The sequence below is a fragment of the Streptomyces sp. NPDC047315 genome, from assembly GCF_040643215.1.
Lineage (GTDB): Bacteria > Actinomycetota > Actinomycetes > Streptomycetales > Streptomycetaceae > Streptomyces.
Window position 1 is genome coordinate 45,350 of record NZ_JBEYTZ010000030.1, and the last position, 17,309, is coordinate 62,658.

General features: G+C 71.7%; 9 protein-coding genes, 3 tRNA genes and 1 pseudogene. 8 read left to right on the top strand and 5 right to left on the bottom strand.

Translation table 11 applies throughout. The features are described 5' to 3' along the window. Positions 1-12 precede the first annotated feature (12 nt). Entirely contained in the window at positions 13-2,412 is a 2,400-nt protein-coding gene (locus tag ABZ842_RS29445) for an excinuclease ABC subunit UvrA (RefSeq protein WP_361543276.1), read from the bottom strand. Positions 2,413-3,072: 660 nt separating this feature from the next. Between ABZ842_RS29445 and ABZ842_RS29450 the strand changes: the two genes are divergently transcribed. From ABZ842_RS29450 to ABZ842_RS29465, 4 genes and pseudogenes are all read left to right on the top strand, one after another. Further along, the gene (locus ABZ842_RS29450; RefSeq protein WP_361543279.1) at positions 3,073-4,482 is read left to right on the top strand and encodes a family 2B encapsulin nanocompartment shell protein; all 1,410 of its coding nucleotides are present in this window, start codon (positions 3,073-3,075) and stop codon (positions 4,480-4,482) included. A gap of 35 nt (positions 4,483-4,517) precedes the next feature. Then, positions 4,518-5,597, top strand: a pseudogene (locus ABZ842_RS29455) (family 2 encapsulin nanocompartment cargo protein terpene cyclase); the annotation flags it as partial. A gap of 14 nt (positions 5,598-5,611) precedes the next feature. Then, on the top strand, positions 5,612-6,493 hold the full coding sequence (locus ABZ842_RS29460; RefSeq protein ID WP_361543282.1) for a geranyl diphosphate 2-C-methyltransferase: 882 nt from the start codon (positions 5,612-5,614) through the stop codon (positions 6,491-6,493). A gap of 204 nt (positions 6,494-6,697) precedes the next feature. Continuing rightward, a complete protein-coding gene (locus ABZ842_RS29465; protein ID WP_361543285.1) occupies positions 6,698-7,543 on the top strand; it encodes a hypothetical protein in 846 nt (281 codons plus the stop codon). 27 nt (positions 7,544-7,570) lie between these two features. On the opposite strand, the gene ABZ842_RS29470 is transcribed toward ABZ842_RS29465, so the two are convergent. Then, positions 7,571-7,646: transfer RNA gene (locus ABZ842_RS29470), tRNA-Trp, on the bottom strand. Between the two features lie 100 nt (positions 7,647-7,746). Between ABZ842_RS29470 and ABZ842_RS29475 the strand changes: the two genes are divergently transcribed. Together ABZ842_RS29475 and ABZ842_RS29480 are read left to right on the top strand one after the other, a co-directional pair. Continuing rightward, positions 7,747-9,153 (top strand): hypothetical protein, encoded by a 1,407-nt coding sequence (locus ABZ842_RS29475; RefSeq protein ID WP_361543288.1) that lies wholly within the window; start codon positions 7,747-7,749, stop codon positions 9,151-9,153. Positions 9,154-9,314: 161 nt separating this feature from the next. Then, positions 9,315-11,066 carry an AAA family ATPase gene (locus tag ABZ842_RS29480; protein WP_361543434.1) on the top strand — a complete coding sequence of 584 codons (1,752 nt, stop codon included), beginning with the start codon at positions 9,315-9,317 and terminating at the stop codon, positions 11,064-11,066. Positions 11,067-11,073: 7 nt separating this feature from the next. Here ABZ842_RS29480 and ABZ842_RS29485 read toward each other — a convergent pair whose 3' ends face one another. The 3 genes from ABZ842_RS29485 to ABZ842_RS29495 form a co-directional block, all read right to left on the bottom strand. Continuing rightward, a complete protein-coding gene (locus ABZ842_RS29485; RefSeq protein ID WP_361543291.1) occupies positions 11,074-12,474 on the bottom strand; it encodes an SDR family NAD(P)-dependent oxidoreductase in 1,401 nt (466 codons plus the stop codon). A gap of 27 nt (positions 12,475-12,501) precedes the next feature. Next, a tRNA-Ala gene (locus ABZ842_RS29490) sits at positions 12,502-12,573 on the bottom strand. 6 nt (positions 12,574-12,579) lie between these two features. Then, positions 12,580-12,651, bottom strand: a tRNA-OTHER gene (locus ABZ842_RS29495). Positions 12,652-12,802: 151 nt separating this feature from the next. Between ABZ842_RS29495 and ABZ842_RS29500 the strand changes: the two genes are divergently transcribed. Next, on the top strand, positions 12,803-13,744 hold the full coding sequence (locus ABZ842_RS29500; RefSeq protein WP_361543294.1) for an NAD-dependent epimerase/dehydratase family protein: 942 nt from the start codon (positions 12,803-12,805) through the stop codon (positions 13,742-13,744). Then, complete coding sequence (locus tag ABZ842_RS29505) at positions 13,741-17,268, top strand: aminotransferase class I/II-fold pyridoxal phosphate-dependent enzyme (protein ID WP_361543297.1); 3,528 nt, start codon at positions 13,741-13,743, stop codon at positions 17,266-17,268. Before ABZ842_RS29500 ends, ABZ842_RS29505 begins: the two co-directional genes overlap by 4 nt. Positions 17,269-17,309 lie beyond the last annotated feature (41 nt).

Genomic DNA, 17,309 nt, shown 5'->3' on the forward strand with positions numbered 1-17,309 from the left:
CCGGCCGAGGGATCACCCGCCGACGTACTGCGCCAGGTGCTCCCCGGTGAGGGTGGAACGCGCGGCGACGAGTTCGGCCGGGGTGCCCTCGAAGACGATCCGGCCGCCGTCGTGGCCCGCGCCCGGACCGAGGTCGACGATCCAGTCCGCGTGCGCCATCACCGCCTGGTGGTGTTCGACGACGATCACGGACTTGCCCGAGTCGACGAGCCGGTCCAGCAGGCCGAGGAGCTGCTCGACGTCGGCCAGGTGCAGCCCGGCCGTCGGCTCGTCCAGGACGAACACCCCGCCCTTCTCCGCCATGTGCGTGGCGAGCTTCAACCGCTGCCGCTCGCCGCCCGACAGGGTCGTCAGCGGCTGGCCGAGGGTGACGTAGCCGAGCCCTACGTCCACGAGCCGGCCCAGGATGCGGTGGGCGGCCGGAGTGCTCGCACCGCCGGCGCCGAAGAACTCCGCCGCCTCGGTCACCGACATCGCGAGCACCTCGCTGATGTCGCGCCCGCCGAGGTGGTGGTCGAGCACCGCCGCCTGGAACCGCCGGCCCCCGCACTCCTCGCAGGGGGTGGCGACGCCCGCCATCATCGCCAGGTCCGTGTAGATCACGCCGGCGCCCTTGCACTCGGGACAGGCCCCTTCGGAGTTGGCGCTGAACAGCGCCGGCTTCACCCCGTTGGCCTTGGCGAACGCCTTGCGGATCGGGTCGAGCAGCCCGGTGTACGTGGCCGGATTACTCCGCCGCGAGCCGCGGATCGGGCTCTGGTCGACCGACACCACGCCATCGGCCCCCGCCTGCAGCGGCAGCGAACCGTGCACCAGGGAACTCTTGCCCGAGCCGGCGACACCGGTGACGACCGCGAGCACCCCGAGCGGTATGTCCACGTCGACGCCCCGGAGGTTGTGCAACGTGGCGCCGCGGACCCGGAGCGCACCCGTCGGCTTGCGTACGCTCGCCTTGACCGACGACCGGTCGTCGAAGTGCCGTCCGGTGACCGTGCCGCTGGCCCGCAGCCCCTCGACGGTGCCCTCGAAGCAGACGGCACCGCCCTCGGTGCCGGCGCCGGGCCCGAGGTCCACGACGTGGTCGGCGATCGCGATGACCTCGGGTTTGTGCTCGACCACCAGGACCGTGTTGCCCTTGTCGCGCAGCCGCAGCAGCAGGTCGTTCATCCGCTGGATGTCGTGCGGGTGCAGCCCGGCGGTCGGCTCGTCGAAGACGTACGTGACGTCGGTGAGCGAGGAGCCGAGGTGGCGGATCATCTTCACGCGCTGCGCCTCGCCGCCCGACAACGTCCCCGACGCCCGGTCCAGCGAGAGGTAGCCGAGGCCGATCTCCACGAACGAGTCGAGGGTCCGCTGCAACGCGGTGAGCAGCGGCGCCACCGACGGCTGGCGCAGCCCGCGGACCCACTGCGCCAGATCGCTGATCTGCATCGCACACGCGTCGGCGATGTTGATCCGCTTGATCTTCGAGGACCTGGCGCCCTCGTTCAGCCGGGTGCCGTCGCAGTCGGGGCAGGTGGTGAAGGTGACCGCGCGCTCCACGAACGCCCGGACGTGCGGCTGCATCGCCTCCTTGTCCTTGGCCAGGAAGGACTTCTGGATCTTGGGGATCAGCCCCTCGTAGGTGAGGTTCACGCCCTCGACCTTCACTTTGGTCGCCTCCCGGTGGAGGAAGTCCCGCATCTCCTGCGCGGTGAAGTCGCGGATCGGCTTGTTCGGGTCGACGAAGCCCGACTCGGCGTAGACCCGCACGGTCCAAAAGCTGTCCGACTTCCAGCCGGGGATGGTGAACGCGCCCTCGGCGATGGACTTGGAGTCGTCGTAGAGCTGGCTGAGGTCGATGTCGGAGACCGCGCCCCGGCCCTCGCAGCGCACGCACATGCCGCCGGTGCGGGTGAAGGTCTGCTTGACCGCCTTCTTCGCGCCGGCGCCCCGCTCGACCGTGATGGCGCCGCTGGCCCGGACCGATGCGACGTTGAAGGCGTACGCGCTCGGCGGACCGACGTGCGGTTCGCCGAGCCGGCTGAAGAGGATCCGCAGCATCGCGTTGGCGTCCGTGACGGTGCCCACCGTGGAGCGCGGGTCCGCGCCGAGGCGCTGCTGGTCGACGATGATCGCGGTGGTCAGCCCTTCGAGCACGTCGACCTCGGGCCGTGCCAGCGTGGGCATGAAGCCCTGCACGAAGGCGCTGTACGTCTCGTTGATCAGCCGCTGCGACTCCGCGGCGACGGTGTCGAAGACCAGGGAGCTCTTGCCCGAGCCCGAGACGCCGGTGAACACCGTCAGCCGGCGCTTGGGGATCTCGACGCTGACGTCCTTGAGGTTGTTCTCGCGCGCCCCGTGCACGCGGATCACCTCGTGGCTGTCGGCGGCGTACGGCGCGGGCGACTGCGCGGCGGTCCTCTTGCTCATCGTGTCTCCATCTGTCGGGCGTTGCCGCCTCGGCGGACTCCCTCGGCGTCGCCAGGTTCGATCCGGCCGATCTACCGGCACGGTCCCCGCACGCTCCGCCAGCGGCGGCCAAGTATGGCAATCCACTGCTTATCTGCCAAATCAGGGCAAGATCGGATGGTGCGGGCGTCGGGCCCGTCGTGCCTGGTCGTGAGCTCACGCTAGGTGGACCGCGGTGACCTGCGCTTCTCGGATCCTGATCGATTGTGCCCGCGCGTCGTGACGCTCCGGCGCGACCCGGTGACCGGGCGCTCCGGGGTGGCTTCCGCCGTCGCTCACGCGTTCGCGCGACGGCTAGCAGTATCGGCGGCGACGGCAAACCCGACACGAGGGAAGTTCACTGCATCGAGGGAGGCAGAAGCCGCCCAATGGAGCAATGGGCTCGGCAGCCCCTACGGTTCTCGTGGATCTGGGACGGAACGATCTCCCGGGTGCCGTTTTCTCCGACCACCCCCCTTTCACGCACACCCTCTCGTTCCCCGAGCTCGCCCTGTTCGTGCCCTTTGCTCCCCAGTTCCTCAGCACTTCACCTTTCTCAGTTCCGCAATCCGCTGTTCCCCATGTCACTGACTGACACGTGCATGCGTCGAACGCTGCCCTCGTGAAGGAGAGCCCTGCCCGATGACCGTGGACACCAGCCCGGAGCCGCTCCAGGAGCCGCAGCCGCAGAGCAGCCTCAGCACCGCGGCTGCCCGCAACCTCGCCACCACCACCAAGTCCGTCCCGCAGATGCAGGAGATCACCTCCCGCTGGCTGCTCAAGATGCTGCCCTGGGTCGAGGTCTCCGGCGGCGCCTACCGGGTCAACCGCCGACTGACCTACACCGTCGGTGACGGTCGCATCGAGTTCGTCCAGGACGGCTCCGAGGTCCGGGTCATCCCCCGCGAACTGGGCGAGCTGTCGCTGCTGCGCGGCTTCGACGACGTGGACGTGCTGACCGAGCTCGCCGGCCGGTGCGTCCAGCGCGACTTCGACGCCGGCGAAGTCCTGGTGGAGCGCGACACCCCCGCCGAGCAGATCCACCTGATCGCGCACGGCCGGGTCGAACAGATCTCCGTCGGCGCCTACGGCGACGAGAGCGTCACCGGAGTGCTCGCCGACGGCGACCGGTTCGGCCAGGACGCGCTGCTGGACCAGGACGCGACCTGGGGCCACACCGCCGTCGCCCGGACCGCGGGCACCCTGCTGACCCTCTCCCGCGCCGACTTCGCCGCTGTGGTGGAACGTTCCCCCGGCCTCCAGGCGCACCTCCGGGACTTCCGCACTCTCCCGCAGCAGCGGCAGAACCGGCTGGGCGAGGCGGAGATCGCGATGTCCGCCGGCCACCACGGCGAGGCCGAACTGCCCGGCGCCTTCGTCGACTACGAGCTGAACCCCCGCGAGTACGAACTCTCCCTCGCGCAGACCGTGCTACGGGTCCACACCCGGGTCGCCGACCTCTACAACAAGCCGATGAACCAGACCGAGCAGCAGCTCAGGCTCACCATCGAGGCCCTGCGCGAGCGGCAGGAACACGAGCTGGTCAACAACCGCGAGTTCGGCCTGCTCCACAACGCCGCCTTCAACCAGCGGATCCAGACCCACTCGGGCCCGCCCACCCCCGACGACCTCGACGAGCTGCTGTGCCGCCGCCGCGGCTCCAAGTACTTCTTCGCCCACCCGCGGACCATCGCCGCCATCGGCCGCGAGTTCAACGCCCGCGGGCTGTACCCGAACCACGTCGACGTCGGCGGCCAGCAGGTCCCCGCCTGGCGCGGCGTACCGATCCTGCCGTGCAACAAGATCCCCATCTCCAAGGAGAACACCAGCTCCATCCTGGTGATGCGCACCGGCGAGGACAACCAGGGCGTCATCGGCCTCAACCAGACCGGTCTGCCGGACGAGTACGAGCCCGGCGTCTCCGTGCGCTTCATGGGCATCGACGAGAAGGCGATCATCTCCTACCTGGTCACCACGTACTACTCCGCCGCCGTTCTCGTGCCCGACGCCCTCGGCGTGCTGGAGAACGTCCAGATCGCCCGCAGCAGCTGAGCGGCGCGCCCATGAGCACCGAATCCCTCAGGCGCATCCTGGGCGGACCCACCGGCCTGGGCACGGCGGGCCTGTACCCGGGGCGGCGCGAGGAACCGCAGCCGTCGCCCCGGGCGGACGGGTCGGGGCCGCCGCCGCCCGGCAGCCCCGTCCCGGGCCTGTACCACCACCCGGTGGAGTACGACCCCGTCCGGGCCGCCGAGGTCGACCGCAGGATCGCGCAGTGGGCGATCGAAGAGGTCGAGCTGTATCCCCCCGAGTGGGAGGAGCAGTTCGAGGGGTTCGCCGTGGGGCGCTACATGGCCGCCTGCCATCCCGACGCCCCCACGGTCGACCACCTGATGGCCGCCGCGCGCCTCATGGTCGCCGAGAACGCCGTCGACGACTGCTACTGCGAGGACCACGGCGGCTCGCCCGTCGGCCTCGGCGGACGCCTGCTGCTGGCGCACACCGCCCTCGACCCGCTGCACACCACGGCGGAGTACGAGCCGGCCTGGGCGCAGTCGCTGCACGCGGACGCGCCCCGGCGCGCGTACCGCTCGGCGATGGACCACTTCGGCCAACTGGCCACGCCCTCCCAGGCGGACCGATTCCGACACGACATGGCCCGACTGCACCTGGGGTACCTCGCCGAGGCCGCCTGGGACCAGACGGACCACGTCCCCGAGGTGTGGGAGTACCTGGCCATGCGCCAGTTCAACAACTTCCGCCCCTGCCCCACCATCACCGACAGCGTCGGAGGTTACGAACTCCCGGCGGACCTGCACGCACAGCCGGCCATGCAACGGGTCATCGCCCTCGCCTCCAACGCCACCACCATCGTCAACGACCTGTACTCCTACACCAAGGAACTCCGCAGCCCCGGCCGGCACCTGAACCTGACGGTGGTGATCGGCGAGCGCGAGCAGCGCTCCGAACGCGACGCGTACCTGAAGGCGGTCGAGGTCCACAACGACCTGATGCACGCCTTCGAGGCGGAGGCCGCCGCCCTCGCCGTCGCCTGCCCCGTCCCGACCGTGGCCCGCTTCCTGCGCGGCGTGGCCACCTGGGTCGACGGCAACCACCACTGGCACCAGAACAACACCTACCGCTACAGCCTGCCCGACTTCTGGTAAGGAAGGACCCATCAGTGACCCTGCCCGACGTCACGACCGTCCGTGACACCGTCACCATCCCCTCCCCGGCGACGCCCTACCAGGGCGACATCGCCCGCTACTGGAACCACGAGGCCAGGCCCGTCAACCTGCGCCTGGGTGACGTCGACGGCCTGTACCACCACCACTACGGCATCGGCGAGGTCGACCACACGGCGCTCGGGGACCCCACCGCCCCCGACCGCGAGCAGAAGCTCATCGCCGAGCTGCACCGGCTGGAGTCCGCCCAGGCCGAACTGCTCCTCGACCACCTCGGCCCCATCCAGCGCGACGACGTGCTGGTGGACGCGGGCTGCGGTCGCGGCGGCACCATGGTGATGGCCCACCAGCGCTTCGGCTGCGACGTCGAAGGCGTCACCCTCTCGGTCAAGCAGGCCGACTTCGCCAACGGCCGCGCCGGCGAACTGGGCATCGACAAGTCCGTGCGGGCCCGGGTCTGCAACATGCTCGGCACGCCCTTCGGCACCGGTCAGGTCGCCGCCTCGTGGAACAACGAGTCGAGCATGTACGTCGACCTGCACGACCTCTTCGCCGAGCACTCCCGCATCCTCGCCGTCGGCGGCCGGTACGTCACCATCACGGGCTGCTGGAACCCGGTCTACGGCCAGCCCTCGAAATGGGTCTCGCAGATCAACGCGCACTTCGAGTGCAACATCCACTCCCGGCGCGAGTACCTGCGCGCCATGGTGGACAACCGCCTCGTCCCCCAGACCATCATCGACCTGACGCCGGCGACCCTGCCGTACTGGGAGCTGCGCGCCACCTCCTCCCTGGTCACCGGGATCGAGGACGCCTTCATCAACTCCTACCGGGACGGCTCCTTCCAGTACCTGCTGATCGCGGCCGACCGCGTCTGACGCCCCGCCGATCCGTGTGCCCGGCCCGTCCCCGCACCCCGCGGGGGCGGGCCGCGCGCGTGCCGGGCGGCGGCGGAAGATCCCGTACGCTTCTTCGAGCTCGGCACCATCGGCCCGGGCTCGGCACCATCGGGCATCGCGCCAGGGCACGCGAGCCCAGCAAGATCCGTCAGAAGCCCCCTAGGCGACGAAGGGTGGGGACCCGTGCACGACGACCGCAGGCTCAACGGGGCGATCGACGTACTGGTCTCGCTGGCCGAGCCCGACGACGCCGAGCGGGTGCGGGCACGCATCGGCGTGCAGCGGCAGGGGGACGGGACCGTGCCGACGAACAACCGCTGGAGCGCCGTCCGGGAGATCTCCTCGGCGCCCCTGCCGGCCTCCGCGCCGCTGTGGATGCTGGAGGAGGACGAGCCGCTGATCAACGAGCTGGTGCTGCTGGCCGGCGTGCTGCCAGGCGCGCTCCAGATCGCGGTGATCGACGGGGAGCCCTTCGGGCCGGGGCGGCGCGAGCCGGTCCCGCGGACGACGGACGTGCTCAGCACGGCGTACCCGCAGCGCCCCGACCCGATCCCGCGGGACCGGCTGGTCCCCGAACTCCGGGCGGTCACGGGCATGCGCGGGGGACACCGGATCGCCCGCTGGATCGCGCGCGACGACTGGCAGCACGTCATCGACGCGGACGTGGAGCGAGCCCTGCCCGGGTACGCGCGATGGGCGCTGGCCCTGCGATCCGACTGTCCCGCGGCCCTGCGGGAACGATTCGCCAGCCATCCCCGGTACGCCCACCGGATGCGGACCGCCGGCATCGTCGCCGGCCCCGGGGCCTATGCCGGCACGCAGCGGCCGGCCCTCGCCGCCCTGTCCCTCCTCGCCACCGGCCGCTGGGCCTTCCCCAGCCGGATGCTCGACGCCGAAGCGGCGCTCAGGCCGCTGGTGCGGGAGAGTCTGGGGGCGAACGTGGAGGCGTGGGCCGTACTGGCGCAGCTGCTGCCGACGTTCACCGGAACCGTTCCCGAACTCGTCGTGACCGCCGGCGCGATCGCCTGACGGACCGGAGAAGGGACGCGGAAAAGGGGCGGGGCGGCTGGAATCGAACCAGCGTGTTCCGGTTCTGGAGACCGGCGCGACTGCCTCTGCGCTACGACCCCGCCTTGGCCGCGATCATAGGCGAACCCTGCGAAGAAACGCCTTCGCCCGAGGTCACCGCGGGCTGATGACAAGGAGCAGGTACGGATGAAGGGGGCCGGGGCATGACGTACGGGGAGGTCACAGAACGGCCGCACCATGTGGTCGACCTGGCCGACCGGCGCGCGCTGGAGCGCTGGCGGCCCGCCGACCCCGCGGTCGTCGAGGAGGCACGACGGCTGAAGGAAGCCGCCCTGCTGGACTTCGGACTCTCCGGCTCGGCGGTGGCCTCCTGGCTGTACGCCAAGTGCCACCACCAGATCGCGACCACGGCCGTGGCCACCGCGGCGGTGGTGGCCAGCGGCGACGGCACCTGCCTGCTGCTGTACGACCCGGAGTTCTTCGTCTCCCTGGGGCTGGACGGCGTGAAGTTCGTGTTGTTCCACGAGGCGCGACACCTGGTCCACCGCCACCTCTTCGTGGCGCGGGAGCTGCTGGCCGACCCGGTCTTCACCCTCGCCGCCGAGGTGTCGATCAACCACGTGGCCATGGTCCGGCTCGACGTGCCCGGGCTGCCCGTGACGTCGGACGGCACGCCCGTCGGCATCGACCCCCGCGAGATCCACTCGGCCTACTGCGCGGACCTTCGGACGCACGGTCTGGAGCCGCTGGACTACGCCGCCTTCATCGCCACCGACATGTCGGTCTACGGCGAGCTGAAGCGCATGGCGCACCCTCCCGTGCCGGTCGCCCGCTGCATCCGGCTCACCCACCCCGGGATCCCGACCGACCAGGAGACCGTCGACTCCACCGTGCACTCCGTGCTGCTCAACTCGCTCCTCGCGGCCCGCCGCGGCAACGCCGTGGCCGAGGCCGAGATCGACGAACTGGTGGACCGCACCGCCGGCGCGTCGGAGCGGGCGACGCGGACCTGGGGCCGGCTCGGCGCCGGACTGCTGCGCGGACGGACCAGCCCCACGGCCCGGGTCGACTGGTGGCAGCGGTGGCTGGTGGACGTCGTCGCGTCCAAACTCAGGGATGGCGAACGGCTGGTGTACCCGAAGAAGCGGGGCGCACTGCTCGCCGCGCTGGGGCACGACCCCATGCTGTCGCGGCGCGGCCCGGTGCGGGAAAAGGTGCTGGTCATCGCGTACGACACCTCGGGGTCGATGCCGGATGCGGTGGTCCGCTGGCTGACCGAACTCGTCGGCGGCATCGACGGGGTCGAGGCGCACTGGCTGTCCTTCGACGCCGAGGTGCTGCCGTTCCGCCCCGGTGAGCGGGTGTACGGCGGCGGTGGCACCAGTTTCCAGGCGGTCGCCGACTACGTGGAGGGCCGAACGGCCGTCGACGGCCTGCCGTTCGGCGTCGCCGCTGACGCCGTGGTGGTGCTCACCGACGGATACGCACCGCACATCACGCCCGCCGAGCCGGACAAGTGGATCTGGCTCATCACCGAGGGCGGCGACGACTGGCCCGAAGCCCACACACCCCCGATGGCCTGCCATCGCGTCACCACAGGAACGACATGAGCACGTCCACGCCACGGTTCTCCCGCCCCTCCGGCACCTCCGCTGGCTTCGCAGCCGCCCGATCCGGCGCCCGTACGGCTCCCTGGCGACCCAACGCGACCTATCCGCAGCGGCCCGACGGCTGGACGGGGGTGTCCCGGCTGGAGTCCTTCATCGACGCGATGATCGACATGGGGCAGACCGGCCAGGTCTTCGGCGAGCACGGCATCGGCAAGACGTCGACCTTCGTCTCCCACCTCGCCGAGGCGTATCCGGACGTGGAACTGGTCCTGGTCCCCGCCGCCAACCTCACCCCCGACGACCTGCTGGCCCACGCACCCGTGCGGGACCCGGAGACCGGCCGGCTGGCGCTGCGACAGCTGGTGATGAGCCAGCTCGCGCCCGGCAGACCGTTCGTGCTGCTCATCGACGACTCCCTCCAGGCCGGCGAGTCGATCCAGTCGCAGCTGATGCAGATCGCCTGCAACTGGACGCTCGGCGGGCACGACCTGCGGGCGCTGGGCTGCATCGGGGTCTTCCTCACCGACAACGAGTCCCTGGCCGAGACGGCCGCCCGCCGCAGCGACCTCGCGATCCTGGACCGGATGGTCACCATCCGGATCACCGCCGACGACACCGCCTGGCGACACAAACTGGCCGCCTCCTACCGCCGCTGGGACCTCAGCGGAGTGTTCTTCCTGTGGGCCTCCCTCAGCCCGCGGCTGCGCGAACTGCTCTCACCGCGCACCCTGGACCACGTCCTCGCCCAAGCGGAGGAAGGCTTCCCGCTGAGCTGGGGCCTGCCACTGGTCAACGGAGAGCGACTGCGGCTCGCCGACGTCCGCCCCGACGGCGGCCCCGGACCGAACCGCACGAGGGAGATCCTGGACCGGATCGCCCGTCTCCTGGACGTGCCCAACCCGGAGCGGATCAGCGACCCGGTGCGCCGCGTGGTGCGCGCCGCCCTGCGCAACCGGTGGACGGTGCTGCTCCAGGGCCCACCGGGATGCGGCAAGACCGAACTGGTGCGCCAGACGCTCCGCGAAGGGCTCGGCGGACGCGAACCGCTGTACTACTCGCTCCCGGTCACCAACGTCGAGGACCTGTGCGCACCGATCCCGACGCCCGACGGCCGCCTGGACAACCTGCTCGCGGACGTCTTCACCGGACCCGAGCCGAAGGCGATCGTCTGGGACGAGTACAACCGCCCCAAGGACAAGGCGGCGTTCGCCAAACTCATGGAGATCACCCAGGAGTGGTCGCTCGCCGGCCGGCCGATCGAAGGGCTGCGGGCACAGATCGCGGTGCAGAACCCGCCGTACCACCTGGGCCGCAAGCTCCTGGTGACCCGGAACAACATCGCCCAGGCCACCAGGTTCACCGCGTCCCTGACGATCCGGCCCGAAGACGTCCCGGCGAACGAATGGCTGATCGACACCTACGGCCCGGTGGCCGAGACGGTGTTGGACTGGTGGAAGCACGACATCGACGAGGACGGCCGCGCCTGGATCACCAAGCGCACCATCGAGCGGCTGATCAAACTCCACCAGCGCGGACTGCCGCTGGAAATGGGCACGGTCTACCTGGGCGACGGCGAGTACGCGCCGGTGGAGTTGACCGGCCTCATCGACCGGTTGAACGACCGACCCGTGACGGGCCTACGGGAACTCGCCCGCCAGGTGGACGCCTGGGAAGCGCGGCTGCGGCGCGCGGCCGAGCGTTCCACCGAAGGCGGCGACGACAGCGACAGGGTGCACCAGGTCATCGCCAACGCCGAGCTGTCCCAGCTGAAGAAGCACCGCAAGACGGTCACCCGACTGGTGGCGCTGCTGCCGCCGAAGCTGCGGTCGACCTATCTCGTCGGTGCGTCGGAGCGGCACCAGCGGTTCTGGATAGAGGTGTTCGCCGCGATGGCCGGGCGGACGAAGCCCTGAGGGACGGTCACCACGCCGCTTCCCGGTAGTCCTTGAGGAAGACCCCGGACACCGGAGCGCCCGCCTCGCCGCGCACGATCGGGTCGTACACGCGCGCGGCGCCGTCCACGACGTCCAGCGGCGTGCGGAAGCCCTCGGCGGCCAGCCGGTCCTTCTTCGGCAGCGGGTTCTCGTCGGTGATCCAACCGGTGTCCACGCTGCACATGTGCACCCCGTGGGCCGCGAGCCCGGGTCCGCTGGTGCGGGTGAGCATGTTGAGGGCGGCCTTCGCCATGTTGGTGTGCGGATGGCCGGCCGTCTTGTGCCGCACCGCGAACCGCCCCTCCACCGCCGTGACGTTCACGACGTACCGGTCGGTGTGCGGCGAAGCCAGCAGCAGCGGCAACAGCCGGTCCACGAGCAGGGCCGGCGCGAGGGCGTTGACGAGTTGGGTCTCCAGGAGTTCGGCCGGATCCAGTTCGCCGATCCGGGCCGACCAGGAATTGGCAGGTGCGCGGTCGGGCAGCAGCCCCGCCTCGTCGGCCTCCGCGAGCACCAGGGCGAGCGCGCCCCGGGCGGCGCCCGCCTCCAACGCCCGCATCGGGGCGTAGCCGGGCGCCGCCCACGCGGACGCCGGGAGCTCCGCGCCTTCGCCAGCGGCGAGCCGGGCGTACGACTCGGGCGGGCGCCGCACCGTCTGCGCCGCGTTGTTCACCAGGATGTCCAGCGGTTCGCCGCTCTCGCGGAGGCGTTCGCAGACCCCGATGACCTGACGGGGGTCGCGCAGGTCGACCGCGATGACGGTCAGCCGGTCGAGCCATGCGCCACTGCCGGGCGCGGCCCGGAAGCGGCGCAGGGTGTCCTGGGGGAACCGGGAGGTGACGAGGACCTCGGCGCCGTCCCTGAGCATCATCAGCGCCAGCTGGAAGCCGATCTTCACCCGCCCGCCGGTGAGCAGCGCCCGACGCCCCGTGAGATCGGTGGACAGGCCGCGGCGCGCGGTGTTGTCGTCGGCACAGGTCGGACAGAGCGCGTGGTAGAAAGCGTCGGCCCGGCGATAGAACGCCTTGCACACGTAGCAGCGCCGGGGCCGGTGCAGGACACCGGTCGAGCCCTCCGCGACGGGCGCCAGCGGTGCGTCCTCGCGTCGGGCGACGGCCCCCGTCGCCGTCGCGGCCAGCACGGCGGCGTCGGCGACGCTCCGGCCGTCCCGGCGGGCCTTGCGACGTCGGCCGCGCCCGTCGCGGGCGAAGGACTCCGCGACGTGCTCGGCCCGCAGGCGTACGGGATGGTCCAGGGGGAGCGCCCGCAGCTTCCCGATCGTCCGGTGGAAGGCGGCCAGCTCGTCGGCGTCCAACCCTTCGTCGCCCGGCCCTCGGGCGTCGATCTCCTCGGTGTCGGGCTGCCCCTCGTGACCGGTCCGCGTCATGTCCGCCCTGCTCCGTCGTCGTACCCGTGGGCCCGGCCGGATTCGAACCGGCGTGCCTCCCTCGCCAAGGGAGTGCGCCTGCCTCTGCGCTACGGGACCGGGCTGCCCGGACGGTCGGATTCGAACCGACGTGACTCGACTTGAGGGTCGGCGCGCCTGCCTCTGCGCTACGCCCGAGCAGTGCCGGTGATCATACCTTCGTAGCGCCGGACGATCATTTGGCCGAATCCAACGGCTACAGCGCCGGCCCTCCCGACCGCACGGTAGGGCGCGCTTGGTCAAGGTCGCTCGACGTCTGATCAGCACAGGTGCGGGTTAGTGTGCCGGAGTGAGTTCTCAAGTCGTCATTGGTTTCGGGCCCGCAGGGGCCGCCACCGCTCGACTGTTGGCCGAAAAGGGTCATTCGGTACGGGTCATCACCAGATCGGGCCGAAGCCCAGAACCAGGAATCGAGCACGTCAAAGCGGACGCCGCCGACAGCCGCAGCCTGACCCGGGCCGCGCAGGGCGCCACCGCGATCTACCACTGCGCCGGGCTGCCGCTGCACCGCTGGGCCGGTGAATGGGCACCGCTGACCGCCGCCGCGTGCGCCGCCGCCGAAGAGACCGGCGCCGTCCTCGTCATGCTGGGGAACCTCTACGGGTACGGCCCGGTGGACGGACCCATGACCGAAGAGTTGCCGCTCGCGGCGACCACCACCAAGGGGCGCGTGCGCGCCGAGGCGTGGGAGCACGCGAGGTCCCTGCACGAACAGGGACGGATCAACGCGGTCGAGGTCCGGGCCTCGGACTTCTTCGGCCCCACGGTGACCGACGGCGGCCATCTCGCCGATCGCGTTATGCCTCCGCTGCTGCGCGGCAAGCCGGTCTCCACCCTCGGTGACCCCGGCGCCCCGCACAGCTGGACCTATCTGCCCGACGTCGCCGCAGCGCTGGTCGAGGTCGCCGGCGAGGAGAGCGCCTGGGGACGGGCCTGGCACTGCCCGACGCAGCCCCCGCTGTCCGTCCGCGACATGGTCGAACGACTCGCTGCCGAAGCGGGCACGGGACCGGTCGCCGTGCGCGGACTCCCGTCGGCCGTCCTCGGCCTGGCCGCCCTCTTCTCGCCGCTGCTGCGCGAACTGAAGGAGGTCCGCTACCAGTTCGACCGGCCCTTCGTCGTCGACTCCGGGGCGTACGAGGCACGGTTCGCCGTCCGGGCCACCCCCGTCGAGGAGCAGGTCAAGGCGACCGTGAGCTGGTGGCGCGAGCGCGTGGGAGCAGCCCGATGAGCGCCGCGAACCGCCTCGACGCCCGGCAAGGGCGCCACGATGACGTCGCCGTCGTCGGCATGGCGTGCCGCTTCCCCGGCGCGCGGAACGTCAACGAGTACTGGCGGCTGCTGACGGACCCGCAGGCGCAGTTCTCCGCCGTCCCGCCGTCGCGGTGGCGCACCGAGTCCTTCCTCAGCGACGACTTCCGCGACACCTCGGCGACGTACACCGACACCATGGCGCTCCTGCCGGACGTGGGCCACTTCGACGCGGCCCACTACGGCATACCGCCGCGCCGGGCCAGAGCCATGGACCCCCAGCACCGGCTGCTGATCGACCTGGCGCGCGAGGCGGTCCAGGACGCGGGCTGGGAGGTCGAAGGATTCGACCGCGAGGAGACCTCGGTGATCACCGCGCTCACCGAGAGCGGCTACCGCGAGCTGAGCACCATGCAGATCCGCATGCGCCAGCTGACCGGCGGAGAGTTCGGGGCCCGCGCGAAGGACCCGCACTGGCGCGAGACGGTCCGCGGCGTCGACGGGCTGCACGGCTCCTCGGTCGCCGGCCTCCTGCTCAACATGGGCCCGAACACCGTCAGTTCCGTCTTCGACCTGCACGGCGAGAGCTACGCACTGGACGCGGCGTGCTCCGGCGGACTGATGGCGGTGGCCAACGCCGTGCACGCGCTGCGCGCCGGCCGCACCCGCATCGCGCTGGCCGGCGGCGCCCAACTCGTCCTCGCCCCCGACCTGCTGGTGGGCCTGTGCCGCATCGGCGCCATCTCGCGCAGCGGCAGATGCCTGCCGTTCGGCGCGCAGGCCGACGGCTTCGTCCTCGGCGAGGGCGCCGGCGTCCTGGTGCTGCGTCCGCTGGGCGACGCGGTGGCCGCCGGCGACCGCGTCTACGCGGTGATCCGCGGGGTCGGCACCGCCAACGACGGGACGGTCCAGGGCGGCATGCACCCGCAGGCGGCCGGCCAACTGCGCGCACTGCGCCGGGCCTACCGCGACGCGGACCTCTCGCCGGACACCGTGGGCTATCTGGAGGCCCACGGCACTGGGACCACGGTCGGCGATCCCGTCGAACTCGGCGTCCTCGGCGAACTGCGCGGCGAAGGGGCCGCACCCGCCTACCTCGGCGCCGTGAAGGCGGTCGTCGGACACTCGCTGAACTCCGCCGGCATAGCCGGCCTCATCAAGTCCGTCCTCGCGGTGCAGCGGGGCGTCATACCGCCGCAGCCCGACTTCGACCTCGCGGACGACGGCGCCGGGCTCGACGCCGCGGGGCTGAGGGTCGCGACGAAACCCACGCCCTGGCCGGGGGACGCCCAACCGCGCCGCGCCGGCGTGAGCGCCTTCGGCTTCGGCGGCACCGGCGTCCACATGGTGGTGGAGCAGGGCCCCGCCACCCCGATCCGCCCCGCTCCGGTCGAAGGGCCCCAACTGCTGGTCCTCAGCGCCCGCGACCGGGCCGGACTCGCCCGGTACGCCCGGGAGCTGGCCCACACCATCGCCACCGACCACCCTTCGCTCGACCGGGTGGCGGACACCCTGGCGAACCGGACCCCCTTCACCGAACGCCTCGCGCTGGTGGCGCAGGACGCGGACGACGCCATCGCCAAGCTGACCGCGGCAGCCGCGGCCGTCGCCGCCGGCCGGGACGGGAACCTCGGCTCCGGCCAGACGGTGGGCACCGTGCCCCCGGGCGCCGCGCCGCCCGAGGCCGCCCCACCACTGCCGGACCCGCCGTCCGGCGAGGCCCGTCACGAAGCGCTGACCGAGCTCGCCGAACGTGCCACCTCCGGAGCCGGACAGCGCCCGCCCACCCGGCGCACCCCTCCGTACACCCTGCCGCCGAGCCCGCTCGCCCCGCGCCACCACTGGGTCGTGGACGAGTCCGCGCGTGAGGTGGAGGGGCCGGACGTCCCGGTGGGGGAGCAGTACGGGACAGCGCACGCGCCCACGCCGACCGGGCACGAACAGCCGTCCCCCGCACCCCCGAAGGCGCCGGCGCGGGTGGCGTCCATCGTCTTCGAAGAGGTCTCGCGCACCGGTGTCTTCCCCCGCTCCGACCTGGGCGAAGGGATGGGCCTGGTGGCCGACCTCGGCTTCGACTCCCTGATGCTCCAGGAGCTGGAGACCAACATCGGCAAGCGCGTCCCGGGCTTCCAGAGCGAGGAGCTGTACGCGCCCGGCCTCACCGTGGCCGGACTGATCGGCCTCGTCGCCCCGGGCCAGGCGCTGGTGGCGGAGGAACTTGCAGCCCCGGCCGAACCGCAGGAGCCGGCACCTCGGGATCCGGCGCTCCAGGAGCCGGCGCTCCACTGGCGCGCGGAGACCGCGAGCGCGGACGACTTCCCGGAGGTGGCGCAGTTCGAACGGCGCCTCGGCGCCATCGTCGACAGCGGCGCCGACTTCCCGTACTTCCGGGTCCACGAGGGAAACGTCCGCGACACCACGGTGATCGCCGGGCGCTCCTACCTGTCCTTCGGGAGCTACAACTACCTGGGGCTCTCCGGCCATCCGAAGGTCAACGAAGCCGTCCACGAAGCGATCGACCGCTACGGCAGCTCGGTCTCGGCCAGCCGGGTGCTGTCCGGCGAGCGCGACCTCACCGTCCGCCTGGAGCGGGCGCTGACCGACTTCCTCGGCGTCGGGGACTGCCTGACGCTGGTCAGCGGGCATGCCACCAACGTCACCGCGATAGGGCACCTGGTCGGGGACGGTGACCTCGTGGTCCACGACGCCCTCGCCCACGACAGCATCCTCCAGGGCTGCGCCCTGTCCGGCGCCGCGCGGCGCCCCTTCGCCCACAACGACGTCGACCAGTTGGAGCACGTGCTGCGGCGCAACCGCTCCCGCTTCCGCCGGGTGCTGATCGCCGTCGAGGGCGCGTACAGCATGGACGGCGACCTGGTCGACCTGCCGGCCGTCATCGAGCTGAAGAAGCGTTACGGCGCACTGCTGATGGTCGACGAGGCGCACAGCATCGGCACCGTGGGGCAGCACGGCCGGGGCGTGGGCGAGTTCTTCGGCGTCGACCGCGGCGACGTGGACCTGTGGATGGGCACCCTCTCCAAGGCGTTCGCGAGCTGCGGCGGCTACCTCGGCGGCTCCGCCCGCACGGTGCGCTGGCTGCGGCACACGCTGCCCGGCTTCGTCTACAGCGTCGGGCTGACCCCGGCGAACGCGGCTGCGGCACTGGCCGCGACCGAGCTGATCCTCGCCGAGCCGCAGCGCCTTCGCGCGCTGCACCGCAACTCCGAACTCTTCCTCGGCTCGGCTGCCGCGGCGGGGCTGGCGACCGGCTCCAGCGCCCACACCCCGATCGTGCCGTGCATCCTCGGGGACTCGGCGAGGACCCTGCGCGTCGCGGACCGGCTGTACGAACGCGGCGTCGTCGCCGACCCGATCTTCCACCCCGCGGTGGAGGAGGGACTGTCGCGGCTGCGCTTCTTCGTCACCAGCGAGCACCGCGAGGACGACGTGCGGCGGGCGGTGGCGGTGCTGGCCGAGGAGGTGGCCGCGGCGACCGACCGATGAGCCGTCACCCCCGCCGCCACGCATCCGCACGTACACCGCCC